The 21,273-nt window shown below is 67.8% G+C and carries 14 protein-coding genes, 1 pseudogene and 1 riboswitch; of the genes and pseudogenes, 11 read left to right on the top strand and 4 right to left on the bottom strand.

The genetic code is table 11. The annotated features are described in order from the left end of the window. The 3 genes from B0E41_RS24570 to metH all read left to right on the top strand — a co-directional run. Positions 1-1,114 (top strand): MFS transporter (locus B0E41_RS24570; protein WP_253195150.1); only part of this gene is annotated, 1,114 nt, incomplete at its 5' end. An 82-nt stretch (positions 1,115-1,196) separates the two neighbouring features. Then, positions 1,197-1,739 carry a hypothetical protein gene (locus B0E41_RS24565; RefSeq protein ID WP_143434010.1) on the top strand — a complete coding sequence of 181 codons (543 nt, stop codon included), beginning with the start codon at positions 1,197-1,199 and terminating at the stop codon, positions 1,737-1,739. A gap of 170 nt (positions 1,740-1,909) precedes the next feature. Next, positions 1,910-2,029: riboswitch (S-adenosyl-L-homocysteine riboswitch) on the top strand. Positions 2,030-2,054: 25 nt separating this feature from the next. Further along, positions 2,055-4,865: a methionine synthase gene (gene metH, locus B0E41_RS24560; RefSeq protein WP_077335475.1), complete on the top strand. Its 2,811-nt coding sequence runs from the start codon at positions 2,055-2,057 to the stop codon at positions 4,863-4,865. A 109-nt stretch (positions 4,866-4,974) separates the two neighbouring features. Here metH and B0E41_RS24555 read toward each other — a convergent pair whose 3' ends face one another. Both B0E41_RS24555 and B0E41_RS24550 read right to left on the bottom strand, forming a co-directional pair. Then, on the bottom strand, positions 4,975-5,886 hold the full coding sequence (locus B0E41_RS24555; protein WP_077335473.1) for a D-hexose-6-phosphate mutarotase: 912 nt from the start codon (positions 5,884-5,886) through the stop codon (positions 4,975-4,977). A gap of 4 nt (positions 5,887-5,890) precedes the next feature. Next, positions 5,891-6,151, bottom strand: a complete 261-nt coding sequence (locus B0E41_RS24550) for a DUF2164 domain-containing protein (RefSeq protein WP_077335471.1) — start codon at positions 6,149-6,151, stop codon at positions 5,891-5,893. A 154-nt stretch (positions 6,152-6,305) separates the two neighbouring features. Here B0E41_RS24550 and B0E41_RS27855 point away from each other — a divergent pair. The 6 genes and pseudogenes from B0E41_RS27855 to B0E41_RS24525 form a co-directional block, all read left to right on the top strand. After that, positions 6,306-6,377, top strand: a pseudogene (locus B0E41_RS27855) (zinc-ribbon domain-containing protein); the annotation flags it as partial. Positions 6,378-6,524: 147 nt separating this feature from the next. Further along, on the top strand, positions 6,525-7,109 hold the full coding sequence (locus B0E41_RS27275) for a hypothetical protein (RefSeq protein ID WP_077335469.1): 585 nt from the start codon (positions 6,525-6,527) through the stop codon (positions 7,107-7,109). A 169-nt stretch (positions 7,110-7,278) separates the two neighbouring features. Further along, positions 7,279-7,914: a ubiquinone biosynthesis protein gene (locus tag B0E41_RS24540; RefSeq protein WP_077335467.1), complete on the top strand. Its 636-nt coding sequence runs from the start codon at positions 7,279-7,281 to the stop codon at positions 7,912-7,914. Positions 7,915-7,985: 71 nt separating this feature from the next. Beyond that, positions 7,986-10,124, top strand: coding sequence for a hypothetical protein (locus tag B0E41_RS24535; RefSeq protein WP_077335465.1), 2,139 nt, complete (start codon positions 7,986-7,988; stop codon positions 10,122-10,124). A 120-nt stretch (positions 10,125-10,244) separates the two neighbouring features. Beyond that, positions 10,245-15,452, top strand: a complete 5,208-nt coding sequence (locus B0E41_RS24530) for a DNA repair ATPase (RefSeq protein ID WP_077335463.1) — start codon at positions 10,245-10,247, stop codon at positions 15,450-15,452. Between the two features lie 66 nt (positions 15,453-15,518). Then, positions 15,519-16,310 (top strand): hypothetical protein, encoded by a 792-nt coding sequence (locus tag B0E41_RS24525; protein WP_216350818.1) that lies wholly within the window; start codon positions 15,519-15,521, stop codon positions 16,308-16,310. A 101-nt stretch (positions 16,311-16,411) separates the two neighbouring features. Here the strand turns inward: B0E41_RS24525 and B0E41_RS24520 are convergent, their stop codons facing one another. Then, a complete protein-coding gene (locus B0E41_RS24520; RefSeq protein ID WP_077335461.1) occupies positions 16,412-16,981 on the bottom strand; it encodes a chalcone isomerase family protein in 570 nt (189 codons plus the stop codon). 253 nt (positions 16,982-17,234) lie between these two features. Continuing rightward, positions 17,235-18,785: a YifB family Mg chelatase-like AAA ATPase gene (locus tag B0E41_RS24515; RefSeq protein ID WP_077335459.1), complete on the bottom strand. Its 1,551-nt coding sequence runs from the start codon at positions 18,783-18,785 to the stop codon at positions 17,235-17,237. A 308-nt stretch (positions 18,786-19,093) separates the two neighbouring features. On the opposite strand from B0E41_RS24515, the gene B0E41_RS24510 reads away from it, so the two are divergent. Together B0E41_RS24510 and amt are read left to right on the top strand one after the other, a co-directional pair. Beyond that, positions 19,094-19,432: a P-II family nitrogen regulator gene (locus tag B0E41_RS24510; protein WP_077335457.1), complete on the top strand. Its 339-nt coding sequence runs from the start codon at positions 19,094-19,096 to the stop codon at positions 19,430-19,432. Between the two features lie 30 nt (positions 19,433-19,462). After that, positions 19,463-21,031, top strand: a complete 1,569-nt coding sequence (amt, locus tag B0E41_RS24505) for an ammonium transporter (RefSeq protein ID WP_077335455.1) — start codon at positions 19,463-19,465, stop codon at positions 21,029-21,031. Positions 21,032-21,273: the final 242 nt, after the last annotated feature.

The raw sequence follows: 21,273 nt of genomic DNA, 5'->3' as shown, positions 1-21,273 counted from the left end.
CCCTTCAAGCTCTGACCGCGACTCGCGCCTGGCGGCCTGGGTGCTCGGGCTCTCACTGCCGGGCGACACGGTGCTCTACCTGCTCTTGCCCATGTTCGCGCCCGCGTTCGGCGTCAGCCTGCCCGAAGCGGGGATGCTGCTGGCCGCGAACCGCCTGGTGCGCATCGCCGGGTACGGGGCGGTGGCGCGGTTCTACGCCCACCACGGTGAGCGGCGCACCTGCACGCTGGCGGCGCTGGCCGCTGCGGTGTGCGCGCTGGGGTACGCCACCGTCACCGGCTTCGCCGCCTTGTTGTGCCTTCGACTGCTGTGGGGGCTGGCGTTCGCCGCGCTGAATCTGACCACGCAGGCCTTGGCCACGGCCGAACCGGCGGGGGCCGCGCGCCGGGCCGGGCGCTCCCGCGCGGTGACGGCCCTGGGGCCGATGCTGGCGCTGCCCTTGGGCGGTGTGTGTGCGCTGTGGCTGGGTCCCAAAGCGATCTTTTTCTTGTTCGCGGTCGCCGCGCTGGCTGCGGTGCGGGTCGCGCGCCAGCTGCCCACCGCGCCCCACGCCGAGCCGCCGTCCGGAAACAAGTGGGCCAGGCGCCCGGGCAGCCTGGATGGCTTTTCTTTCGTTGAAGGCCTTGTGCTGGACGGCCTGTTCATCATCGGCCTGTCGTACCTGGGCCGTGACCTGTTGCCGGGCCAACCGGTCGTCGTGGCGGGCCTGTTGTTGTCGGTCCGTTACCTGGCGGAAATCGTGCTGAGTTCGGCGGGCGGACACATGGCTGAAAGGCACGGCCCGGAAGTCCTGCTGGTGGTCTTCTCGGTGCTGACGGCCGTCGCCCTCGTGGGCTTTGGTTTCGGCTGGTTGTGGACCAGCGCACTGGCCATCGTGATCCTGCGCGCCCTGTTGCTGCCGCTGCTGCCACCGCTGGTCGCGCTTCGCACACCGGGGCCCGGACGCATACAGGCCCTGGCCACGCGGTCGGTCTGGCGGGACATGGGGGCGGGCGGCGGCCCCGTGCTCGCGGGTCTGCTGTTACCCATCGCGCCGGCGCAGTGGATCTATGGCGGTGCGGCGCTGCTGCTGGCGGGCACGGCACTGGCCTGTGTGAAGCCGCGCAGCGATTGAGGCGAATCACCTCCGCCGCCATGGAAAACCGGTGCCGGTTTCTTTCATCCACCTCACTTTTTTTGGAGACTTTGAATTGGACATGCATCACACCCTCGTTGTGTGCGCGGGCGGCACCGTGGGCCTGCCGAAGCGCCCGATGAACCATGGCACGGACGGCGGGCACCTGCTGGTCAATCCGCCCCGACCGGTCTGGGAACGAAGCGAGCTGACACCCGATGAGCTGGCCCGTTGGGCCTGTCTGGTGGCGGCCACCGGGCAGGCCATGTTGGACACCTTGCCGCAGCTCGACGGCGGGTGCCTCAACTATTGGGAGGCCGGTAACAACGCGCTCAATGCGCTGGCCCAGCCGGTGGGGCCCAAAACCCCTCGGCTTCACCGCAAGATGCACCTGCATGTGTTTGGACGAAGCCCGCAGGCGACGCATCCCGATTGGCAATGGGGCGAGCCGCCCCGGTTTCCGGCGTTTGCCCAATCGGAGGCTTGGTGCGCGCAGTTCAGGGGGCTGGAGCGCGGTGAATGTGCGGCCATCGCCGCAAGCATTGAGGTGCTACTGACCACCCGGTACGGGATGGGCCCTGTGGCGTCAGCGCCGGTGCAGGCCGCAAACCAAACATGGCTTTGATGTCAAGAAGGCTTGCACATGGCGCGCAGCACCGTGACCGAGATCCGGGGGCTGAAGAAGAACCGCAGCTTCCGCTACCAGGCCTGTGTCGATCTGCTCAGCCGCTGAACTGCAGAGGTTGGTGCGTTCGATCACGCCGTTGTGCTGCGGTCAATGACATAAAATCACCGGCTCTCAAGGAGCGCTGCAGTGCCACCCCCACACGCTGGTGTCGGGGCTGGCGTCAGGCTTGAGAGCTCGGGCGTCCACCGCCCCGCCGGCTTGCCCGGCCCCAACGGCGCTCACCAGTTTCAGTCTGCAACCCTGGTGAGCCTCATGTCCGTTGTTTCCGATCCCGCTGTTTCCACTCCGACCCACGCCGCCGTGCCGCCCATGCTGCTGTCCGGCCTGGAGCCGCTGCGCATTGGCGAAGGCAGCCTGTTCGTGAACGTGGGCGAACGCACCAACGTGACTGGCTCCAAGGCCTTCGCCCGCATGATCCTGAACGGCGAGTACGAGCAGGCCCTGGCCGTGGCGCGCCAGCAGGTGGAAAACGGCGCGCAGGTGATCGACATCAACATGGACGAGGCCATGCTCGACAGCAAGGCCGCGATGGTGAAGTTCATGAACCTGATCGCCGGCGAGCCCGACATCGCGCGCGTGCCGGTGATGGTGGACAGCTCGAAATGGGAGGTGATCGAAGCCGGCCTGCGCTGCGTGCAGGGCAAGGGCGTCGTCAACTCGATCAGCATGAAAGAGGGCGTGGCCGAGTTCAAGCGCCAGGCCGGTCTGGTCAAGCGCTACGGCGCCGCGGCCGTGGTGATGGCCTTCGATGAAAAGGGCCAGGCCGACACCTATCAACGCAAGATCGAGATCTGCGAACGAGCCTACCGCATCCTGGTGGACGAGGTGGGCTTTCCGCCCGAAGACATCATCTTCGACCCCAACATTTTTGCGATTGCCACCGGCATCGAGGAGCACAACAACTACGCCGTCGACTTCATCAACGCCACGCGCTGGATCAAGCAGCACCTGCCGGGCGCCAAGGTGAGCGGCGGTGTGTCCAACGTGTCGTTCAGCTTCCGCGGCAACGACCCGGTGCGCGAAGCGATCCACACCGTGTTCCTGTACCACGCCATCAAAGCCGGCATGGACATGGGCATCGTCAACGCCGGCATGGTGGGCGTGTACGACGAGCTGGAGCCCGAGCTGCGCGAGCGCGTGGAAGACGTGGTGCTGAACCGCCGGCCCGACGCGGGCGAGCGCCTCGTGGAAGTGGCCGAAAACGCCAAAGGTGCGGCCAAGGACGACAGCAAGAAGAACGAGTGGCGCGCGCTGCCGATCCGCGAGCGCCTGAGCCACGCGCTGGTGCGCGGCATGAACGAGTTCATCACCGAAGACACGGAAGAGATGTGGCGCCAGATCGAAGCCGATGGCGGGCGCCCGCTCAACGTGATCGAAGGCCCGCTGATGGACGGCATGAACGTGGTGGGCGACCTGTTTGGCCAGGGCAAGATGTTCCTGCCGCAGGTGGTGAAGAGCGCGCGCGTGATGAAGCAGGCCGTGGCCCACCTGCTGCCCTACATCGAAGCCGAAAAACTGGCCCAGGCCGCCGCTGGCCAGGACGTGAAGACCAAGGGCAAGATCGTCATCGCCACGGTGAAGGGCGACGTGCACGACATCGGCAAAAACATCGTCACCGTCGTGCTCCAGTGCAACAACTTCGAGGTCGTGAACATGGGCGTGATGGTGCCCTGCCACGAGGTGCTGGCCAAAGCCAAGGAAGAGGGCGCCGACATCGTGGGCCTCTCGGGCCTGATCACGCCCAGCCTGGAAGAAATGCAGTACGTGGCCAGCGAGATGGAGAAGGACGCGCACTTCCGCGAGAAGCAGATTCCGCTGCTGATCGGCGGCGCCACCTGCAGCCGCGTGCACACCGCGGTGAAGATCGCGCCGCACTACAGCGGCCCCGTCGTCTACGTGCCCGACGCCTCGCGCAGCGTGAGCGTGGCGCAGGGCCTGCTCTCGGACCAGGCGGCCCAGTACATCGCCGACTTGAACGCCGACTACGACAAGGTGCGCACACAGCACGCCAACAAGAAACAGGTGCCGCTGTGGTCGCTGGACAAGGCCCGCGCCAACAAGTGGCTCCCCGCATTGCCCCCTCTCCCGCCAGCGGGAGAGGGCAGGGGTGAGGGCTCTCCCGAATCCGCCTGGGCCAGCTTCAAACCCACCCCACCCAAGTTCATTGGCAAGCGCCAGTTCAAGAACTTCGACCTTGCCGAGATCGCGAAATACATCGACTGGGCGCCGTTCTTCCAGACCTGGGACCTGGCCGGTCCCTACCCCGCCATCCTGCAAGACGAGGTGGTGGGCGAGCAGGCGCGCAAGGTGTTCGCCGACGCGCAGGCCATGCTGAAGAAGATCATCGAAGGCCGCTGGCTCAGCGCCAACGGCGTGATCGGGCTCTACCCGGCGAACACGGTGAATGACGATGACATTCAGCTCTACACCGACGAGACCCGCAGCCAGGTGGCGCTCACCTGGCACGGCCTGCGCCAGCAGACCGAGAAGCAGGAGGTGGACGGCGTGATGCGCCCCAGCCGCTGCCTGGCCGACTTCGTGGCGCCCAAGGGTGTGGCCGACGACTACGTGGGCCTGTTCGCCGTCACCGCGGGCCTGGGTGCGGAGAAGAAAGAAAAGCAGTTCCTAGACGCCCACGACGACTACAGCGCCATCATGTTCAAGGCCCTGGCCGACCGCATGGCCGAGTCCTTCGCCGAGTGCCTGCACCACCGCGTGCGCACCGACCTCTGGGGCTACGCGGCCGACGAGGCGCTGAGCAGCGAAGAGCTGATCAAAGAAAAGTACCAGGGCATCCGCCCCGCGCCCGGTTACCCGGCCTGCCCGGACCACAGTGTCAAGCGCGCCATGTTCACGCTGCTGCAGGCCGAGGACATCGGCATGGCCCTGACCGAAAGCCTGGCCATGACGCCGGCCGCCAGCGTCAGCGGCTTCTACCTGAGCCACCCCGAGAGCGTCTATTTCAACGTCGGCAAACTCGGCGAAGACCAGGTGGACGATCTGGCCTCGCGCAGCGGCGTGGCGACCAGCGAACTCAAGCGCTGGCTCGGCACCAACCTCTGATACGGCTTCGCCTTCAAGCGTATAACTGCGTTGCTTCGCCTTGCCGTGCTGTAGCACTGTCTGCGGCTTTGCGCCTTGTTCTACGCTTGAAGGCAAAGCCGTATGAGCGTCAGCCCATCGGGCTGAGCGCGATGGCTGCCACCAGGCGGTGCTCGCCGCCCGGCGGCAGTGTGATCACCTCGTCCGCCGCGTTGGCGGTTTCCACGCAGGCGAAGCGCAGGTATTCGTCGTCCTGCAGGTCGGCCATGCTGGCCGCGAGGGTGGCCCCGGGGTTCCACACCACGGCGGTGTGGCTGCCTTCCGCGCCGATGCGCACCGTGCGCTGCCGAGCGCCGTCCACCAAGGCGAGCTCGGCCGGCGCGCCGGTGTAGATGCGGTCCACCTCGGCGGCGAACGTCACCGCGCAGCCCGTGGGCGGCTTCACGACCCCGCCCGCCGCCTTGTCGATGTAGGGACAGCCGTCGAGCCCGGTCACCGAGGTCTGCGCGATGCCGCCCACCGCGAAGTAGCTGTGCAGCGCCTGCGTGATCTGAAACGGTGCTTCGCCCGTGTTGAGCGTGGTCAGCGCCAGCCGCAGCGTGGCGCCCACGGTGATGGTCATGGTGAGTTGGAAGGTGTGTGGCCAGATCGCCAGCGTCTCGGGCGTGTCCATCAGGCCCAGCGTGATCTGCGTGGCGCCCCCGGGCGTGGTGGCCGTGCCCCGGACCGACCACCGCCGGGTGCGCGCCACGCCGTGTGAAGGCCGACCCAGCCCCTGCGGGTCAGCGCCGAACCAGGGCCAGCAGATCGGCACGCCACCCCGGATGGCCTTGCCCGCCTGAAAGTGCGCCCGCTCGCTCACGAACAGCACATCGGCGCTCGCGCCCACCGGCCGGTACGACAGCACCTGAGCGCCATGCACACACACCGCCGCTTCGGCGTGGACGTTGCGCACCTGGATCAAGGGCAGGCCGCCCGGCCCGGCGACGAAGCGCAATTGATCGGCGATGGCATGTTCGGCGTTCAGGTCTTCGAGCGTCATGGGGTCATTTCCTTTTGGCGGTCTTCCAGTAGCCGAACTCGCTCTCGTGCACGTCGATGTCCAGCTCCATCACCCGCGCCTGCAGCCGCTCCTGCGCGTCTGTCACGGCCTGGTTGTAGATGCTCGGGCCGATTTCTTGCAGAAAGAAATTCAGCAAACCGCCCGCCGCCACATTGCCGATGGGCTCGTCCATGTGTTCGCGGAAGTAGCGCTCGATGGAGGTGATGGCTTGCTGGCGGGCTTCTTTGGGGAGTTCGATGGACATGGTCGCGTTGGCTGGGTCGAGTGAAACAGTATCCCGCAGGCGTGTGGTGGTGTGGTGATCGGTACACGGGCGCAGGCAGAAGTGGGGGGCCTTCGGTGGCGCCTGCGCGCCGATGTGCTAAAAATTGTTCCCCATCATTGTGTGCAGGGTTTCCATGGCTGTCGTGTGTCCGTCTTGTGGCGTTGAAAACCGGGAGAAGGCCCGGTTCTGCCTGGGCTGCGCGGCCCCGCTCGATCGATCTGTCGAAGCGCCTGAATCCCCAGCAGCCCGACGTTCCCGGCGGCGCCGTGTCGCGTCGGGCGCCCCCGTCGCGGAGGGTCACGAGGCGCCGGGACGGGGTGGTGCCCTGAAGGCCGGCGGGCTGGCCGCGCTCGTGCTCATCGCCGCGCTGGTGGGCTGGTGGGTGCTGGGGCGTTCGCCTGCCACGGTGCCTCAAGCCCTGGCGCCCGCCACGGCCCAGCCCTTGCTGGCAGACGTGTTGCCCGTGGCGGCATCGCCTGCCCCTGTGGCCAGCGAAACGCTGGCGACAACGCCGAGCCCGGCCGCGGTGTCGGCCGCCGAGCGTCTGCGCGAGTCGGTGGAAGAGATGGCCCAGCGGGACCGTGCGCACCAGCTGGAGCTGGATCAACAGCGCGCCAAGCTCGCCAAGGAGGCGCAACGGGCCGAGGACGCCCGGCGCCGCGCCGAAGCGTCCACGGTGTCCCGGCCGGTGACCGCGGATTCGGCATCACCGGCACCCGCTCCCACGCCGGCGGCCGCCAGCGCCACTGCAGCTGCGCCGGCTGCCGCGCCCGCCACCGCCGGCGCGACGGTGGACCAGGTCTGCGCGGGCAGCGGCAACTTCCTCGCGCGCGATTTCTGCCGGATACGCGAATGCGGCAAGCCCTCGTTCGCCAGCGACCCGGTCTGCGTGCGTTTCCGTCAGATGGACGAGGCGCGCCGCCAGCAGTCGAACTGACACGGGGCCGGGCCGGTCTTGCCCGCGTGCCCGCCACGCGGACCGTGCTGGGCGCGCGACGCCAAAGTTGATCCACTGGACGAAGCCGGCCGGGTGCCCCCCATAATCGTTACAAAAAGTCAGGCGCTGGCCTGGTTGACCACCATTTCAACGAAAAAGGGAGGAGCGGATGGACCGCTTCATTGACGCCGCCATCGGATACCCCACCGCCATCCTCACGGCCTTGTTGCTCGTGGTGCTGGTGTACTGGCTCTTGGCCCTGGTGGGCTGGGTGGACTTCGAATCCACTGGGGTCGACTTGGAGCTGGAGCTCCAGGCCGACGGTGACCCGGGCGAAATCTCCACCCTGGCTGGCTACATGGTGGCGCTGGGCCTCAGTGGCGTGCCGTTTTCCATCGCGGTGAGCGTGCTGGTGCTGGTGGCCTGGACCCTCAGCTGCCTAGCCGGCGAGTGGCTGATGCCCTGGGTGCCGACGCTGCTGCTGCAGATCGTGATCGGCACCGGCGTGCTGCTGCTGAGCGTGGCGCTGGGGATCCTGGCCACCGCGCTGCTGGTGCGGCCCCTGCGCGGCCTGTTTGTGACGCACCAGGCCATGGGCAACGCCAGCCTGGTCGGGCAGACCTGCACCGTGATGAGCCAGCGCGTGGACGGGCGCCACGGCCATGCCGAGGTGGCCCAGCGCGGCGCCAACCTGCAGATCCGCGTCTGGACCCCCGACGACAACCGCCTCACCAAGGGCGACGCCGCGGTCATCCTGGCCTACGACGAAGCCGCCAACCGCTACCGCATCGAGCCCGAGCCCTGACCCCCGGCCGAGCCGTCGACGGCACCGAACCCCACCGTTTTCCCCCTCATTGTTCGACCCCAAGGAGCCCCATGGAGCCCATCCTCGTATCCGCCGGCATCGCAGCGTTTCTCCTGCTCTGCTTCATCGCCATGTTCGCCAAGTTCTATCGCAAGATCGAACAGGGCCACGCGCTGATCATCAACACCCTGCGCGCCGAGCCCGAGGTGACCTTCACCGGCCGCATGGTCTATCCCATCATCCACAAGGCCGAGCTGATGGAGATCTCGGTCAAGACCATCGACATCGACCGTTCGGGCAATGAGGGCCTGATCTGCCGCGACAACATCCGCGCCGACATCAAGGTCAAGTTCTTCGTGCGCGTGAACAAGACCGCCGACGACGTGCTCAAAGTGGCGCAGGCCATTGGCTGCGCGCGCGCCTCGAACCAGGACACGCTGGAAGAGCTGTTCTCGGCCAAGTTCTCCGAAGCGCTCAAGACCGTGGGCAAGGCGATGGACTTCGTGGACCTGTACCAGGCGCGCGACCGCTTCCGTGACGAAATCATTGCCCAGATCGGCAACGACCTCTCGGGCTACGTGCTCGACGACGCGGCCATCGACTTCCTGGAGCAGACCCCGCTCTCCAAGCTGGACGCCAACAACATCCTGGACGCGCAGGGCATCAAGAAGATCACCGAGCTGACGGCGGTGGAGCATGTGCGCACCAACGAGCTGCGCCGCAACGAAGAACTGCAGATCAAGAAGAAGAACGTCGAGACCCAGGAATCTCTGCTGGAGCTGGAGCGCCAGGCCGCCGATGCCCAGGCCCGCCAGTCGCGCGAGGTGGCTTCGGTCCGGGCGCGTGAAGAGGCCGAGACCTCGAAGATCCAGTCGGAGGAAAAAACCAAGTCCGAGCTGGCGCGGCTGCTGGCAGAGCAGTCGGTCTCGGTGCAGCAGGAGAACGTGCTGCGCGAGAAGGAAGTGGCCGAGAACAACCGCAAGCGCGCGGTGGCCATTGAAGAAGAAAAAGTGATCCGCGCCCGCGAGCTGGAGGTGGTGGACCGCGAGAAAGAAGTGACGCTGCAGAAGATCGAAAAAGACAAGGCGGTCGAGGTGCAGAAGAAGGCGATTGCCGACGTGATCCGCGAGCGCATCGTGGTCGAACGCACAGTGGCCGAGCAGGAAGAGGCCATCAAGGAACTGCGTGTGGTGGCCGAGGCCGACCGCACCAAGCAGTCCACCGTGATCCTGGCCGAGGGCCAGGCCGAAGAGAAACTGATCATCGAGGTGAAGGCGGCCGAAGCGCAGGAGCGCAAGGCGCGTCACAAGGCCACCGAAGAGACCACGCTGGCCGAGGCGCGGCTGAAGGTGGCCGAGAAGGATTCCGAGGCCAAGAAGCGTGAGGCCGAAGGCCTGGAAGCCCTCACCGCCGCGCCGGGCCTGGCCGCCGCCAGGGTCACCATGGCCACGGCCGACGCGGTCGAGAAACAGGGCATGGCCGATGTGCACGTGCGTGTCTCAGCCGCCGAGGCGACGCTGAAAGAAGGCCAGGCCAACGCGCAGGTGATCGAGCTGCGTTCGCAAGCCGAGGCCGTGGGCGTGCGCACCAAGATGGAGGCCGAAGCCAGCGGCAGAGAGAAGCTGGGCCTGGCCGACGTGCAGGTGCGCCTGGCCGACGCGGACGCCGTGGTCAAGGCCGGTCAGGCCGACGCCGCCACCATCGAAGCGCGCTACCAGGCCGAAGCCAAGGGCCTGCGCGAGAAGTTCGAGGCCATGAGTGCGATGAGCGGTGAAACCCGCGCCCACGAAGAGTTCCGCATGCAACTGGAAATGGCGCATGTGGAAACCGTCAAGGGCATCGACGCGCAGACGGCCATTGCGCGCGAGCAGGCCGAGGTGCTCGGCGCCGCCATGGCCAACGCCAAGATCGACATCGTGGGCGGCGAAGGCGACTACTTCGACCGCTTCGTCGGCGCGCTGGCCGTGGGCAAGGGCATCGACGGTGTGGTGAACAAGAGCAAGACGCTGCAGGTGGCGTTCAAGGACCAGCTCGCGGGCGAACGCGACGTGGTGCCTGACCTGCAGAGCCTGCTGGGCGCGCTGGGCGGCTCGTCCAGCGAGATCCAGAATCTCACCGTGGCAGGCCTGTTGAGCAAGGTCATGCGCGACGGCACCGAGGCCCAGAAGGGCGCGCTGCGGACCCTGATGAATGGCCTGGACAAAGGCTGATCCTTTTTCAACGGAGGCATCACCGTGTCCAACACCTGCCGTTGCAGCAGGTCGAGCCCGGGGTGGTGCTCAAACTGATCCGCAACGGCTGGTGACCCCAGGCACCACAGAAAGTCCGACATGTCCAGACAAGATCCCGCGGCGGCGGGTGGGGAAACCGGCGCCGACGCCGTCGAACGCCTGGTGGCCGACGGCGGCAGCTACGAGCTGCTGAAAAAACGCCTGCAGACCCAGGGCGACGCGCTGCAGAACAAGACCCAGGCGCTCAACGAAGCGCGCCTGGGCACCTTCGGCCGCTCCGAGCAGAGCCTGCTGCTGCGCACGCGCGCACGCACCGAGAACAACTGCGTCGCGCGCGACCTGGTGCGCATCGGTGACGTGCTGCTGTTCGGCTACAACGTCTTCATCGGCCTGAAGAAAGAGACGGCGGTGGGCGACGTGTTCGCGCTTTACCGCCTGGCCGAACACGACGGCGCCGACGAGCTGGAGGCGGTGCCGCTGGCCGGCAGCTTCCTCGACGATCCGCGCTTCGTGGCCGACTTCCGCGAGCTGCACGCCTACTACAAACAGGCCACGCTGCTGCAGCTGCGCGTCACGCAAGACAAGCTGCTCGCGGCCTTCCAGATCGGCCAGCAGCTGCACGACCTGCGCGTGTTCCGCTGGAGCATCGAGCCCGGTGGCGCGGTCCGCTACGTGGACAACCGCGGCGAGCGCGACATGGCGCTGCCGCCCACCCACGACTTCGAGTGGACCGTGGCCACGCGCGAAGACCACGTGGGCGGCAAGCACCCGCACATCAACGTGCAGGACACCATCTTCGTCGAGACCCTGGGCGGCGACCTCACGGTCAAGATCGAGAACAACACCGAGACCGGGCTGGGCATCTACAGTGAGCCGGTGGAAGACAAGCACCAGGCGCTGGTGGACGCCGAGGTGGCCTGGGCGCGCCTGGGCCTTCTGATCCTGCTGCGCATCAAGCCCTACCGCGAGTCCGAGACGCGCTACCTCGTCTTCAACACCCGCACGCAGAAGGTCGAGCGCATCGACGCCATCGGTGTTTCTTGCATGCAGCTGCCCGAAGACCACGGCATCATTTTTCCCGGCGGCATGTACCTGCAGTCGGGCGAGTACAAGCGTTTTGACCTGCCCGCCCAGCTCAGCAGCAGCCTGCGTTTCAAGCGCATGTTGCGCTCGCCGCACGGCGAGGAAGTGCTCTATGTGTTCTACCAGCCGGGCGGTGGCCACTACGCGCTGTTCAGCTACCACCTGATCAACAAGACCCTGGCCGCGCCTATCGTGGCGCACGGCTACGCGCGCTTCCCCGACGGGCGCATGCTGGTCTTCCTGGCCGACAACGAAGAACCCACGCGCGTGCACCCCATGCAGCTGTGGCAGACGCCGTTCGCCAGCGAAGAGCACGCCGCCTCGCTGCCACGCGGCACCGGCTTTTTCGCCCGGGTGGGCAACGCCGAGCTGGTGCGCGGCGTGTCCGACCTCATGGGCATCGCGCGCGCGGTGCGCGAGCAGGTGCCCACGCGCGCCGCCTACGAAGACCTGATCCGCCAGTGCACCCGCGTGGGCGACGCCTACTTCTGGCTCGGCGAGCCCGAGGCCCAGCGCCTGGGCACCGAGCTGCAGGCCATCGTCGAAGGCGCGCGCCAGACCCTGGCCGAGTTCGAGAAGGTCGACAGCATCCGCCGTGAAACGGCGCGTGCCCTGCAGCAGGCCGAAGGCGAGCAGCACGCCTTGCTCACCGACATCGCCAGCACGCTGTGGCGCAAGCCCGACGACTTCGTGCAGGCCCTGGCGCGCCTGCGCGAGCGCCGCGGCCGGCTGCAACCGCTCAAGGAGCTGCGTTACGCCGACCTCGCCGCCATCGAGGCGATGGACCAGGCGCTGCAGGCGCAGCAACTGCAGGTGGGCCACAAGGCCATGGCCTTCCTGGCCGACAAGCACGCCTTTGACGGCCACCAGCAGGCGCTGGTGCAGACCACGGCCGCCCTGGCCCAGGCCAACACCTCGCCCGCGCTGGGTAAGCTGCTGGAGACGCTGGACGAGCAGGCCACCGGGCTGGACCTGCTGACCGAGCAGCTGGGCAGCCTGCCCGGCGGCGACGCGGTGGTGCGCACCGCCATCCTGGACCGCATCTCCGGCCTCTACGCCGACATCAACCGCCTGCGCGCCGAGGCCCGCAGCCGCCGCAAGAGCCTGGGCGCCACCGAGGCCGCCGCCGAGTTTGGCGCGCAGTTCAAGCTGTTTGGCCAGGCGGTGGACAACGCGCTCGAATTCGCCGACACGCCCGAGAAGTGTGACGAGGCGTTGACCCGCCTGCTCGCGCAGCTCGAAGAGCTCGAAGGTCGCTTCGCCGACCACGAGGTCTTCATCACCGACGTGGCGAGCAAACGCGAGGCCGTGGTGGACGCGCTCGCCGCGCGCCGCCAGACCCTGGTCGAAGCGCGCCAGCGCCGCGCCCAGGCGGTGAGCGAGGCGGCCGGCCGCATCCTCGACGGCATCCCGCGCCGCGTGGCCGGCTTCGCCGACGTGGGCCAGATCCATGGATACTTCGCCGGCGACCCGCTGCTGGCCAAGCTGCAGCAGCTCATGGCTGACCTGCGTGCCCTGGGCGCGCAGGTGCAGGCCGACGACATCGCCACGCGCCTGAAGACCGCGCGCGACCAGGCCCTGCGCGCCGTGCGCGACAAGAGCGAGCTGGTGGCCGCCGACGGCAACACGCTGCGCTTCGGCCGCCACGCCTTCACCATCCAGCGCCAGCCGCTGGACCTCTCGCTCGTGCCCAGCCAGGGCGGGTTGAGCTTCCAGATCACCGGCACCGACTACATGGCCCCGGTGCAGGACACACGGCTCGATGCTTTCCGGGCGCGTTGGGACCAGGCGCTGGTGTCCGAGACGCCCGAGTTGTGCCGCGCCGAGTACCTCGCGGGCAGTCTGGTGCAGGCAGCGCTGCGCGGCGAGCAGGGGCTGGACTGGGCCACGCTCGTGGGCGCGGTGCAGGCCGCCACGCCCGAGCAGCACGCGCACCTGCTGGAGCGCGTGCGCGCCTTCGCCGCGCCGCGCTACCAGGAGGGCTACCAGAAAGGTGTGCACGACGAAGACGCCGCCCGCCTCGCCGCCGCCCTGGTGCGCATGCAGGACGGCGCGGGCCTGCTGGCCTGGGGGCCGTCGGAGCGCACGCTGGCGCTGCTCTACTGGCAACACGGCCGCTTCGTGAACGAGCGCGACGCGCTGCAACGCCGCGCCCGCGCGGCCCTGCAGATGCAGCAGCTGTTCGGCACGCAGGCCGCCCTCGAAGCCGTGGAGGCCGACACCGCCGCCGCCTTGCAACGCTTTACCGACGAGTTCCAGCCCGCGCTGGGTGGCGACGGCGTGGACCCCGAGCAGGCGGCCACGCGCTGCGCGCAGGCCGCCGCCTACCTGGTGCGCCAGCTCGCCGCCCACGACGCTGCCACGCCCACCTGGGCCGTGTCCGGCCCGGCGCAAGACCTGGCCGACGCCTTCAAGCGCGAGCTGGAGCGCGGCGGGCGCTGGGCCGACTGGCAGCATGACCTCGACGCCTGCATGCCCGGCGAACGCTGGCACCGCGCGCGCGAGTGGGTGCGCGCCTTCGCCACCGCCCAGGCCGCCGATGCGGCGGGCTGGGTGGACGAGGCCGCGGGCGTGCTCTGTCTGTCTGTGTCGCGCGAGCGAGTGAACGCGGTGCTGCAGACGCAAGTGGACGGCCTGCTGAGCGAGCACCCGTGCGTGGTGCAAGGCGGCATGGCGCTCAACCTCAACCACTTCTGGCAGCGCTTCCTGCACCACCAGAGCCGCAACGTGCCCGCCTTCGAAGCCTGGCACCGCCTGCGCCACGAGCTGGTCACGCACGAGAAAAAGCGCCTGCGCTTGCACCAGTTCCAGGCCAAGCCGCTGTCCACCTTCGTGCGCAACCGCCTGATCGACGAGCTCTACCTGCCGCTGATCGGTGACAACCTGGCCAAGCAGATCGGCGCCGCGGGCGGCGCCTCGCGCACCGACCGCATGGGCCTGCTGCTGCTGATCTCGCCCCCGGGCTACGGCAAGACCACGCTGATGGAGTACGTGGCCGACCGGCTGGGCATGGTGTTCGTGCGCATCAACTGCCCGGCCCTGGGCCACGACGTGGTCTCCGTCGACCCGGCCAGCGCCGAACACAGCGCTGCGCGCCAGGAGCTGGAGAAGCTCAACCTGGGTCTGGCCATGGGCAACAACGTGATGCTCTACCTGGACGACATCCAGCACACCCACCCCGAGTTCCTGCAGAAGTTCATCGCCCTGGCCGACGGCACGCGCCGCATCGAAGGCGTGTGGAACGGCGAGTCGCGCAGTTACGACCTGCGTGGCAAGCGCTTTGTCGTGGTGATGGCGGGCAACCCCTACACCGAGTCGGGTGACGTGTTCAAGATCCCCGACATGCTGGCCAACCGCGCCGACATCCACAACCTGGGCGATGTGCTCTCGGGGCGCGAGGCGCTGTTCGCGTTGTCGTACCTGGAGAACGCGCTGACCGCCAACCCGGTGCTGTTGCCGCTGTCTTCGCGCGACCCGAAAGACGTGCACCTGCTCGTGCGGCGCGCCGAAGGGCAGGACGTGCCCACCACCGCGTTCGCGCACCCCTACGGCGCGGCCGAGCTGGACGAGCTCACCGAGCTGTTCAAGCGCCTGTTCCGCGCGCGCGACCTGTTGCTCAAGGTCAACCTGAACTACATCGAGTCGGCGGCGCAGAAGGACGACTACCGCACCGAGCCGCCGTTCAAGCTGCAGGGCAGCTACCGCAACATGACCAAGCTCGCGGCGCAGATCACGCCGCAGATGCGCGACGACGAACTCGACGCCTTGCTGCGCGACCACTACCGCGGCGAGGCGCAGACCCTGACCACCGGTGCCGAAGAAAACCTGCTCAAGCTCGCGCAGCTGCTGGGCAGCCCCACGGCCGAAGAAGCGCAGCGCTGGGCCGACATCTGCGGCGAATTCGTGCGCCAGCGCAAGCTCGGCGGCAGCGACACCGACGCGGGCACGCGCATCACTTCGGGGCTGCTGGACGTGGCCCGCGCGGTCGATGGCTTGAAGAAACCCGAAGGTGAAAAAGAGGGCCAGGCCTCTGAAGCCCTGCGCCTGGCCGAGGCGGTGCTGGAGATTGCCGTCACCTACCGCACCATCCTGCTGCCGCTGATCTCGGCCACCGAGCGCCGCCTGAAGCTGGACCACTCGATCCGCACCGAGGTGGAGAAAGTGGCGCAGCAGCTCGACGAGGTCAAGGCGCGACAGGCGGAACTCAAGGCCCGGGGGAGCTGAGGTGGGCGCCACCACCGAAGACACGCTGCACCGGCTGCGGCTTCAGGAACAATTGGGAGACACCGCATGACACGCCCCGACTACAGCTGGCCACTGCCCGACGCCATCGAGCGCCGCCTCGGGCGCGAGAGCTACGGCGCCCAGCGCGCCATCCACGAGCGCGATCACCTGCTGCTGATCCTGCACGAACCGCCGCAGAGCGCAGGTGGTGACCGCAACCACGCGGTGTTCCTGCGCACGCCCGACGGCGCCTGGGCGTTTCAGGGTCACCCCAACGGCGAACAGGCCCTGCGCCGGTTGTTGGACGCTTACCAGGAGCGCCTGACGCAGGGCCTCGCCGCCTACGACCGGGCCGATGACGCCGCCACTCTGTTTGCCCTGATCGAGCGCGCCCGACCGGTGGCGCGCGCAGCGGGCAACCTGCAAGCGGCCTTGCAGGCCGCGCGCGAGGCGGTCAAGGACGACGCCGAGATGATCACCGCGCGCGACCGCAGCGTGGACATCCACCGAGGGCTGGAACTCTTGCTGGCCGACGCCCAGCTGGCGCTGAATTTCCGCCTGGCCCAGCAGGCCGAGGCGCAGACCCGGGCCGCGCTGGCCAACCACCGCGCGCAGGAAAAGCTCAACACCCTGGCTGCCTGGACCTTGCCGCTGATGGCGGTGGCCACGGTGTTTGGCATGAACCTGCGCAACGGCTGGGAAGCGCTGGCCGCCTGGGTGTTCTGGGCCGTGCTGGCGGTGGGCATGGTGTTGGGCTGGTGGGTCAAGGCCTGGGTGCAGCGGTCCCCGCTGCCGGAACGGCAAAAGGCGCCGTCGCCCGCCCAGGGGCGGGCCGGCGGGAAGCCGCCGCGACGTTGAACGCGCGCTCCCTCGACGATCAGCGTCGAGGCCCAATGGTGGATGGAGGTCGGCCATCACTGCACCGGGCCGGCCACTCCCCGCAGCCCGGAGGGTGGCGCTCAGCCGCCGAGCAGGCCTTCCTTCAGGCGCATGTCGACCGGGTCGTTGCCCAGCCAGATGCGCAGGATCATCTGGAAGAACTCCACGTCGTCGATGGGCTGGCCCTGGGCCTCGCCCTGGATGAAGAACTGTGTGCCCTTGCCCGGCACGAACTCCATGGCAAAGGTGTGGCCCTCGTCCACAAAGCTCTTGCCCGAAAAAATCTCGATCAGCCGTGAGGTCGCGGGGATGTGTTTGCGCATCAGCTCGGGCGGGTTGTTGTCTTTCAGGCCGCGCATGAACGCCAGGCCCAGGTCGGTGCCCGTCACTTTGCGTTGCGCCACAAAGCTCAGCCGCTTCGGGCCGGGCAGCGCCAGCACCGCCTCGGGCGTTCTCGCGGTGGCCGGCAGGTACATCGCCATGTCGTAGACCTTGAAGATCGCCTTGTAGCGCGTGCCGGAACCGTTCATCACCAGCGTGCTGCCCGCCAGGGCGGTGGTCTTTTCAAAGGCGGTGGCCGCGCCTGAAATGCCTGTGGCGGCGAGCAGCGCCGTGGCCAGCATCAGCTGGAGCAGGGAGGGAATCTTCATCGGTTTGTCTCCGTTGTTGTGGTGGGGATGCCGGGTATGAAGTATGGGCAGTGCGGGCGCCCGTTCGGTGCCCAGGCGCTGCCGTTCGGCGTCAGCCGCGGCCGGGCGTGGATGCCCGGGCCGATCTCTTTCAGAAAGAAGCTCAACAGTCCGCTTGTGGGTGGCGTTCGATGCCAAGAAGCAAGGGTGGCACGACAAGCTGGCGGGAACGGTCGTCATTCGCTCCAGACGCTGAGACACGGAGGTTTTTTGGTTAGCCCGCCTGGCGCAGCGCCCGCCGGTACTGCACCGCCTCGGCCACATGGGCCACGCCGACCTCATCCACCCCAGCCAAGTCCGCGATGGTGCGCGCCACGCGCAACGCGCGGTGGGTGCTGCGGGCGCTCCAGCCCAGCCGCGCGGCGGCGGTGTTGAGGAACTTCAAAGCGGCCGGGTCGGCGTGCACGTGCTGGTCGAGCGCCTGTCCGGCGAGAGCCTGGTTGGCCCCGCCTTGCCGTGTGATCGCGCGTTCGCGCGCGGCCACCACGCGCTCGCGCACGGCGTCGCTGGGTTCACCGGCCACACCGTGCAGCAGGTCGTTGGGTGGCAGCGCCGGCACCTCGACGTGCAGGTCGATGCGGTCGAGCAGCGGGCCGCTGAGCTTGCCCTGGTAGCGGGAGATTTGGTCTGGCGTGTCGCGGCAGGCCCGCGTGGGGTGGCCCTGAAAACCGCAGGGGCATGGGTTCATGGCGGCTATGAGCTGGAAGCGCGCAGGGAACTCGCTTTGCATGGCCGCGCGCGAGATGCGGATGTGGCCGCTCTCCAGCGGCTCGCGCAGGGCCTCCAGCGCGGCGCGGGGAAATTCTGGGAGTTCATCCAGAAAGAGCACCCCGTGGTGCGCGAGCGAGATCTCGCCCGGCCGCGGCGGTGAGCCGCCGCCCACCAGGGCCACGGCGCTGGCGGTGTGGTGCGGTGCGCAGGTGGGGCGCTGGCCCCAGCGTTCCAGACTGAAGCGCCCGGCAAGCGAGGCCACGGCGGCCGACTCCAGCGCCTCGATGGCACCCATGGGCGGCAGCAGCCCGGCGAAGCGCTGCGCCAGCATGCTTTTGCCCGAACCGGGCGGGCCCACCATGAGCAGGCTGTGGCCGCCGGCGGCGGCGATCTCCAGTGCGCGCTTGGCGGCGGCCTGGCCCTTCACGTCGGCGAGGTCGGCGTAGCTCGGGGTCTGGCCGATGGCGGTCGGCGCCAGGCGCGCCCAGCCACCGTCGTCGGGCGGTGCCTCGCCCGCTGCGCCGTCGGGCAGAAACTGCGACACCACATCCAGCAGGTGCCGCGCCCGGTAGACCTGCGCCTGCGGCACCAGTGCGGCCTCTTCGGCGCTGCCGGGTGGCAGCACCAGTTTGGACAGCTCGGCCACTGCGCCCGCGTCGCGGTGCAGCGCCAGGCTCATGGCCAGTGCGCCACGCACCGGGCGCAGCTCGCCGCCCAGCGACAACTCGCCCGCAAACTCCCAGCCCGCCAGCCGCGCGGCACTGATCTGGCCGTTGGCCGCCAGGATGCCCAGTGCGATGGGCAGGTCGAAACGGCCCGAGTCCTTGGGCAGGTCGGCGGGGGCCAGGTTGACGGTGATGCGTTTGTTGCTCGGGAATTCGAGCCCGGCGTTGGCGATGGCCGAGCGCACCCGTTCGCGCGCTTCCTTCACTTCGGTGTCGGCAAGGCCCACCAGCGTGAAGCTGGGCAGGCCGTTGGCGAGGTGGACTTCCACCTGAACCGGTCGCGCTTCCAGGCCCAGCAGCGCACGGCTGTGCACCAAAGACAGACTCATCGTTTATTTCTCCCTGTTTCGGTGCATGCCCCATGGCGGTGGCGTCGGGACGCATGGGGTTCCCGGTTGCACTTGTTTGGTGCGTCGGCCCGATGTATCGTTCACCGCTGGCCACGCGCGTGTTTTCATGATGTCACAGGCCGCGTCGCCGGCCAGCCCCCGTCTGGGGGAAAACCGGCGATTTCTCGACAGCGCCGGCCTGCTGCTTGGCACGGTCCCTGCTAAGCCCTGTAAGCGATTGCATCAACCCGTGGTGTCAGCCGGTTGGCCCGGACATCTCCCCTGATCTAGAGAAGAGGTAACACAGCATGAAAATGGTTTCCGCCATCATCAAGCCGTTCAAGCTGGACGAAGTGCGCGAAGCGCTGTCCGGCATGGGCGTGCAAGGCATCACCGTCACCGAAGTCAAGGGCTTCGGACGCCAGAAGGGCCACACCGAGCTGTACCGCGGCGCGGAATATGTGGTCGATTTCCTGCCCAAGGTCAAGATCGAAGCCGCCGTGGACGACGGCCTCGTGGACCGGGTGATCGAAGCCATCGAAGGTGCCGCACGCACCGGCAAGATCGGCGACGGCAAGATTTTCGTCACCGACCTGGAACAGGTGGTTCGCATCCGCACCGGCGAAACCGGCAAAGAAGCGCTCTGACCAACGCCTCGCACAAGAAAGATCATGAATATGAAAAAACTACTTGCAACCCTGTTGTTGGGCGTTGGACTGGCCTTTGGCGGCCTGAACGCTGTGGCCCAGACCGCTGCCCCCGCCGCTGACGCCCCCGCGGCCGCTGCACCGGCAGCGCCCGCAGCCGATGCCGCCGCTGCACCCGCAGCGGCTCCTGCCGCAGATGCCGCCGCCGCACCAGCCGCCGCTCCCGCAGCCGCACCGGCCGAAGCCGCTGCCGCACCCGCACCGGTGCCCAACAAGGGCGACACCGCCTGGATGATGGTCGCCACCCTGTTGGTGATCCTGATGACCGTGCCCGGCCTGGCCCTGTTCTACGGCGGCCTGGTCCGCAGCAAGAACATGCTGTCGGTGCTGATGCAGGTGATGGTCACCTTCTCGATGATCGTCGTGCTGTGGGCCATCTACGGCTACAGCCTGGCCTTCACCGAAGGCAACGCTTTCGTCGGTGGCTTTGACCGGCTGTTCATGAAGGGCACCTGGGACAACGTCGCCGGCACCTTCACCAACGCCGCCACGTTCAGCAAGGGTGTCTACATCCCTGAACTCGTGTTCGCCGCCTTCCAGGCCACGTTCGCTGGCATCACCTGCGCCCTGATCGTCGGCGCCTTCGCCGAGCGCATGAAATTCAGCGCCGTGCTGCTGTTCACCGCCATCTGGTTCACCTTCAGCTACGCCCCGATCGCCCACATGGTCTGGTTCTGGATGGGCCCTGATGCCTACGCCTCGGCCGACGTGGCCGCCGAGATGACCGGCAAGGCCGGCTACATCTGGCAGATGGGTGCGCTGGACTTCGCTGGCGGCACCGTGGTGCACATCAACGCCGCCGTCGCTGGCCTGGTGGGTGCCTACATGGTCGGCAAGCGCATCGGCTACGGCAAGGAATCGATGGCACCTCACAGCCTGACACTGACCATGGTCGGTGCCTCGCTGCTGTGGGTGGGCTGGTTCGGCTTCAACGCCGGCTCTGCCCTGGAAGCCAACGGCTACGCCGCCCTGGCCTTCATCAACACCTTCTTCGCCACCGCCGCTGCGGTGCTGGCCTGGTGCGTCGGTGAAGCGCTGTACAAAGGCAAGGCCTCCATGCTGGGCGCTGCGTCTGGCGCCGTGGCCGGTCTGGTCGCCATCACCCCCGCTGCCGGCAACGTCGGCATCGTGGGTGCGCTGATCATCGGTTTCATCGCTGGTTTCGCCTGCCTCTGGGGTGTGAGCGGCCTGAAGAAGATGCTGGGCGCGGACGACTCGCTCGACGTGTTCGGCGTGCACGGCGTGGGCGGCATCATCGGTGCCCTGCTGACCGGCGTGTTCAACAGCCCCAACCTGGGTGGCCCGAGCGCTGTGGCCGACTGGACCACGGTGGCCATGATCGCCCCCGATGCCTACACCATCGCCGGCCAGGTCTGGATCCAGGCCAAGGCCGTGCTGATCACCATCGTGTGGTCGGGCGTGGTGTCTGTGATCGCTTTCAAGATCGTCGACCTGACCATCGGCCTGCGGGTGACCGAAGAGCAGGAACGCGAAGGTCTGGACATCAGCTCGCACGGCGAAACCGCCTACAACCGCTGATCGAAAGAGTGTTCCCCAGCGGCGCGCCGACCTGACTGCAAAGAAAGATCCCGCGCCGCGTTTCTCAAGTGTCTCCTTTGGATTTTCAAACCCGCACGCCGCAAGGCCTGCGGGTTTTTTTTTGGTGCGCCCAGCATGGGCGCACACCTGCGGGTGCAAGTCCCGCTGCGAGCTGGTCACAGTGAGCAAAGTGAAGCGCAACTGCGTGAGGGCGACCGAGCGTAGGAAGGAAGCGTGGAGCG

Source organism: Hydrogenophaga sp. A37 (assembly GCF_002001205.1).
GTDB lineage: Bacteria > Pseudomonadota > Gammaproteobacteria > Burkholderiales > Burkholderiaceae_C > Hydrogenophaga.
Note: the sequence above shows the minus strand (reverse complement) of the source record. Positions and strands in the feature narration are given on the sequence as shown.

What these genes read in the sequence shown, in the direction of transcription:
- B0E41_RS24550 (WP_077335471.1), bottom strand. Translation starts at nt 6,151, where the DNA reads ATGTCCATCGAACTCCCCAAAGAAGCCCGCCAGCAAGCCATCACCTCC.
- B0E41_RS24530 (WP_077335463.1), top strand. Translation starts at nt 10,245, where the DNA reads ATGTCCAGACAAGATCCCGCGGCGGCGGGTGGGGAAACCGGCGCCGAC.
- B0E41_RS24540 (WP_077335467.1), top strand. Translation starts at nt 7,279, where the DNA reads ATGGACCGCTTCATTGACGCCGCCATCGGATACCCCACCGCCATCCTC.
- amt (WP_077335455.1), top strand. Translation starts at nt 19,463, where the DNA reads ATGAAAAAACTACTTGCAACCCTGTTGTTGGGCGTTGGACTGGCCTTT.
- B0E41_RS24555 (WP_077335473.1), bottom strand. Translation starts at nt 5,886, where the DNA reads ATGACGCTCGAAGACCTGAACGCCGAACATGCCATCGCCGATCAATTG.
- B0E41_RS24520 (WP_077335461.1), bottom strand. Translation starts at nt 16,981, where the DNA reads ATGAAGATTCCCTCCCTGCTCCAGCTGATGCTGGCCACGGCGCTGCTC.
- B0E41_RS24510 (WP_077335457.1), top strand. Translation starts at nt 19,094, where the DNA reads ATGAAAATGGTTTCCGCCATCATCAAGCCGTTCAAGCTGGACGAAGTG.
- B0E41_RS24565 (WP_143434010.1), top strand. Translation starts at nt 1,197, where the DNA reads ATGCATCACACCCTCGTTGTGTGCGCGGGCGGCACCGTGGGCCTGCCG.
- B0E41_RS24535 (WP_077335465.1), top strand. Translation starts at nt 7,986, where the DNA reads ATGGAGCCCATCCTCGTATCCGCCGGCATCGCAGCGTTTCTCCTGCTC.
- B0E41_RS24515 (WP_077335459.1), bottom strand. Translation starts at nt 18,785, where the DNA reads ATGAGTCTGTCTTTGGTGCACAGCCGTGCGCTGCTGGGCCTGGAAGCG.
- B0E41_RS24525 (WP_216350818.1), top strand. Translation starts at nt 15,519, where the DNA reads ATGACACGCCCCGACTACAGCTGGCCACTGCCCGACGCCATCGAGCGC.
- metH (WP_077335475.1), top strand. Translation starts at nt 2,055, where the DNA reads ATGTCCGTTGTTTCCGATCCCGCTGTTTCCACTCCGACCCACGCCGCC.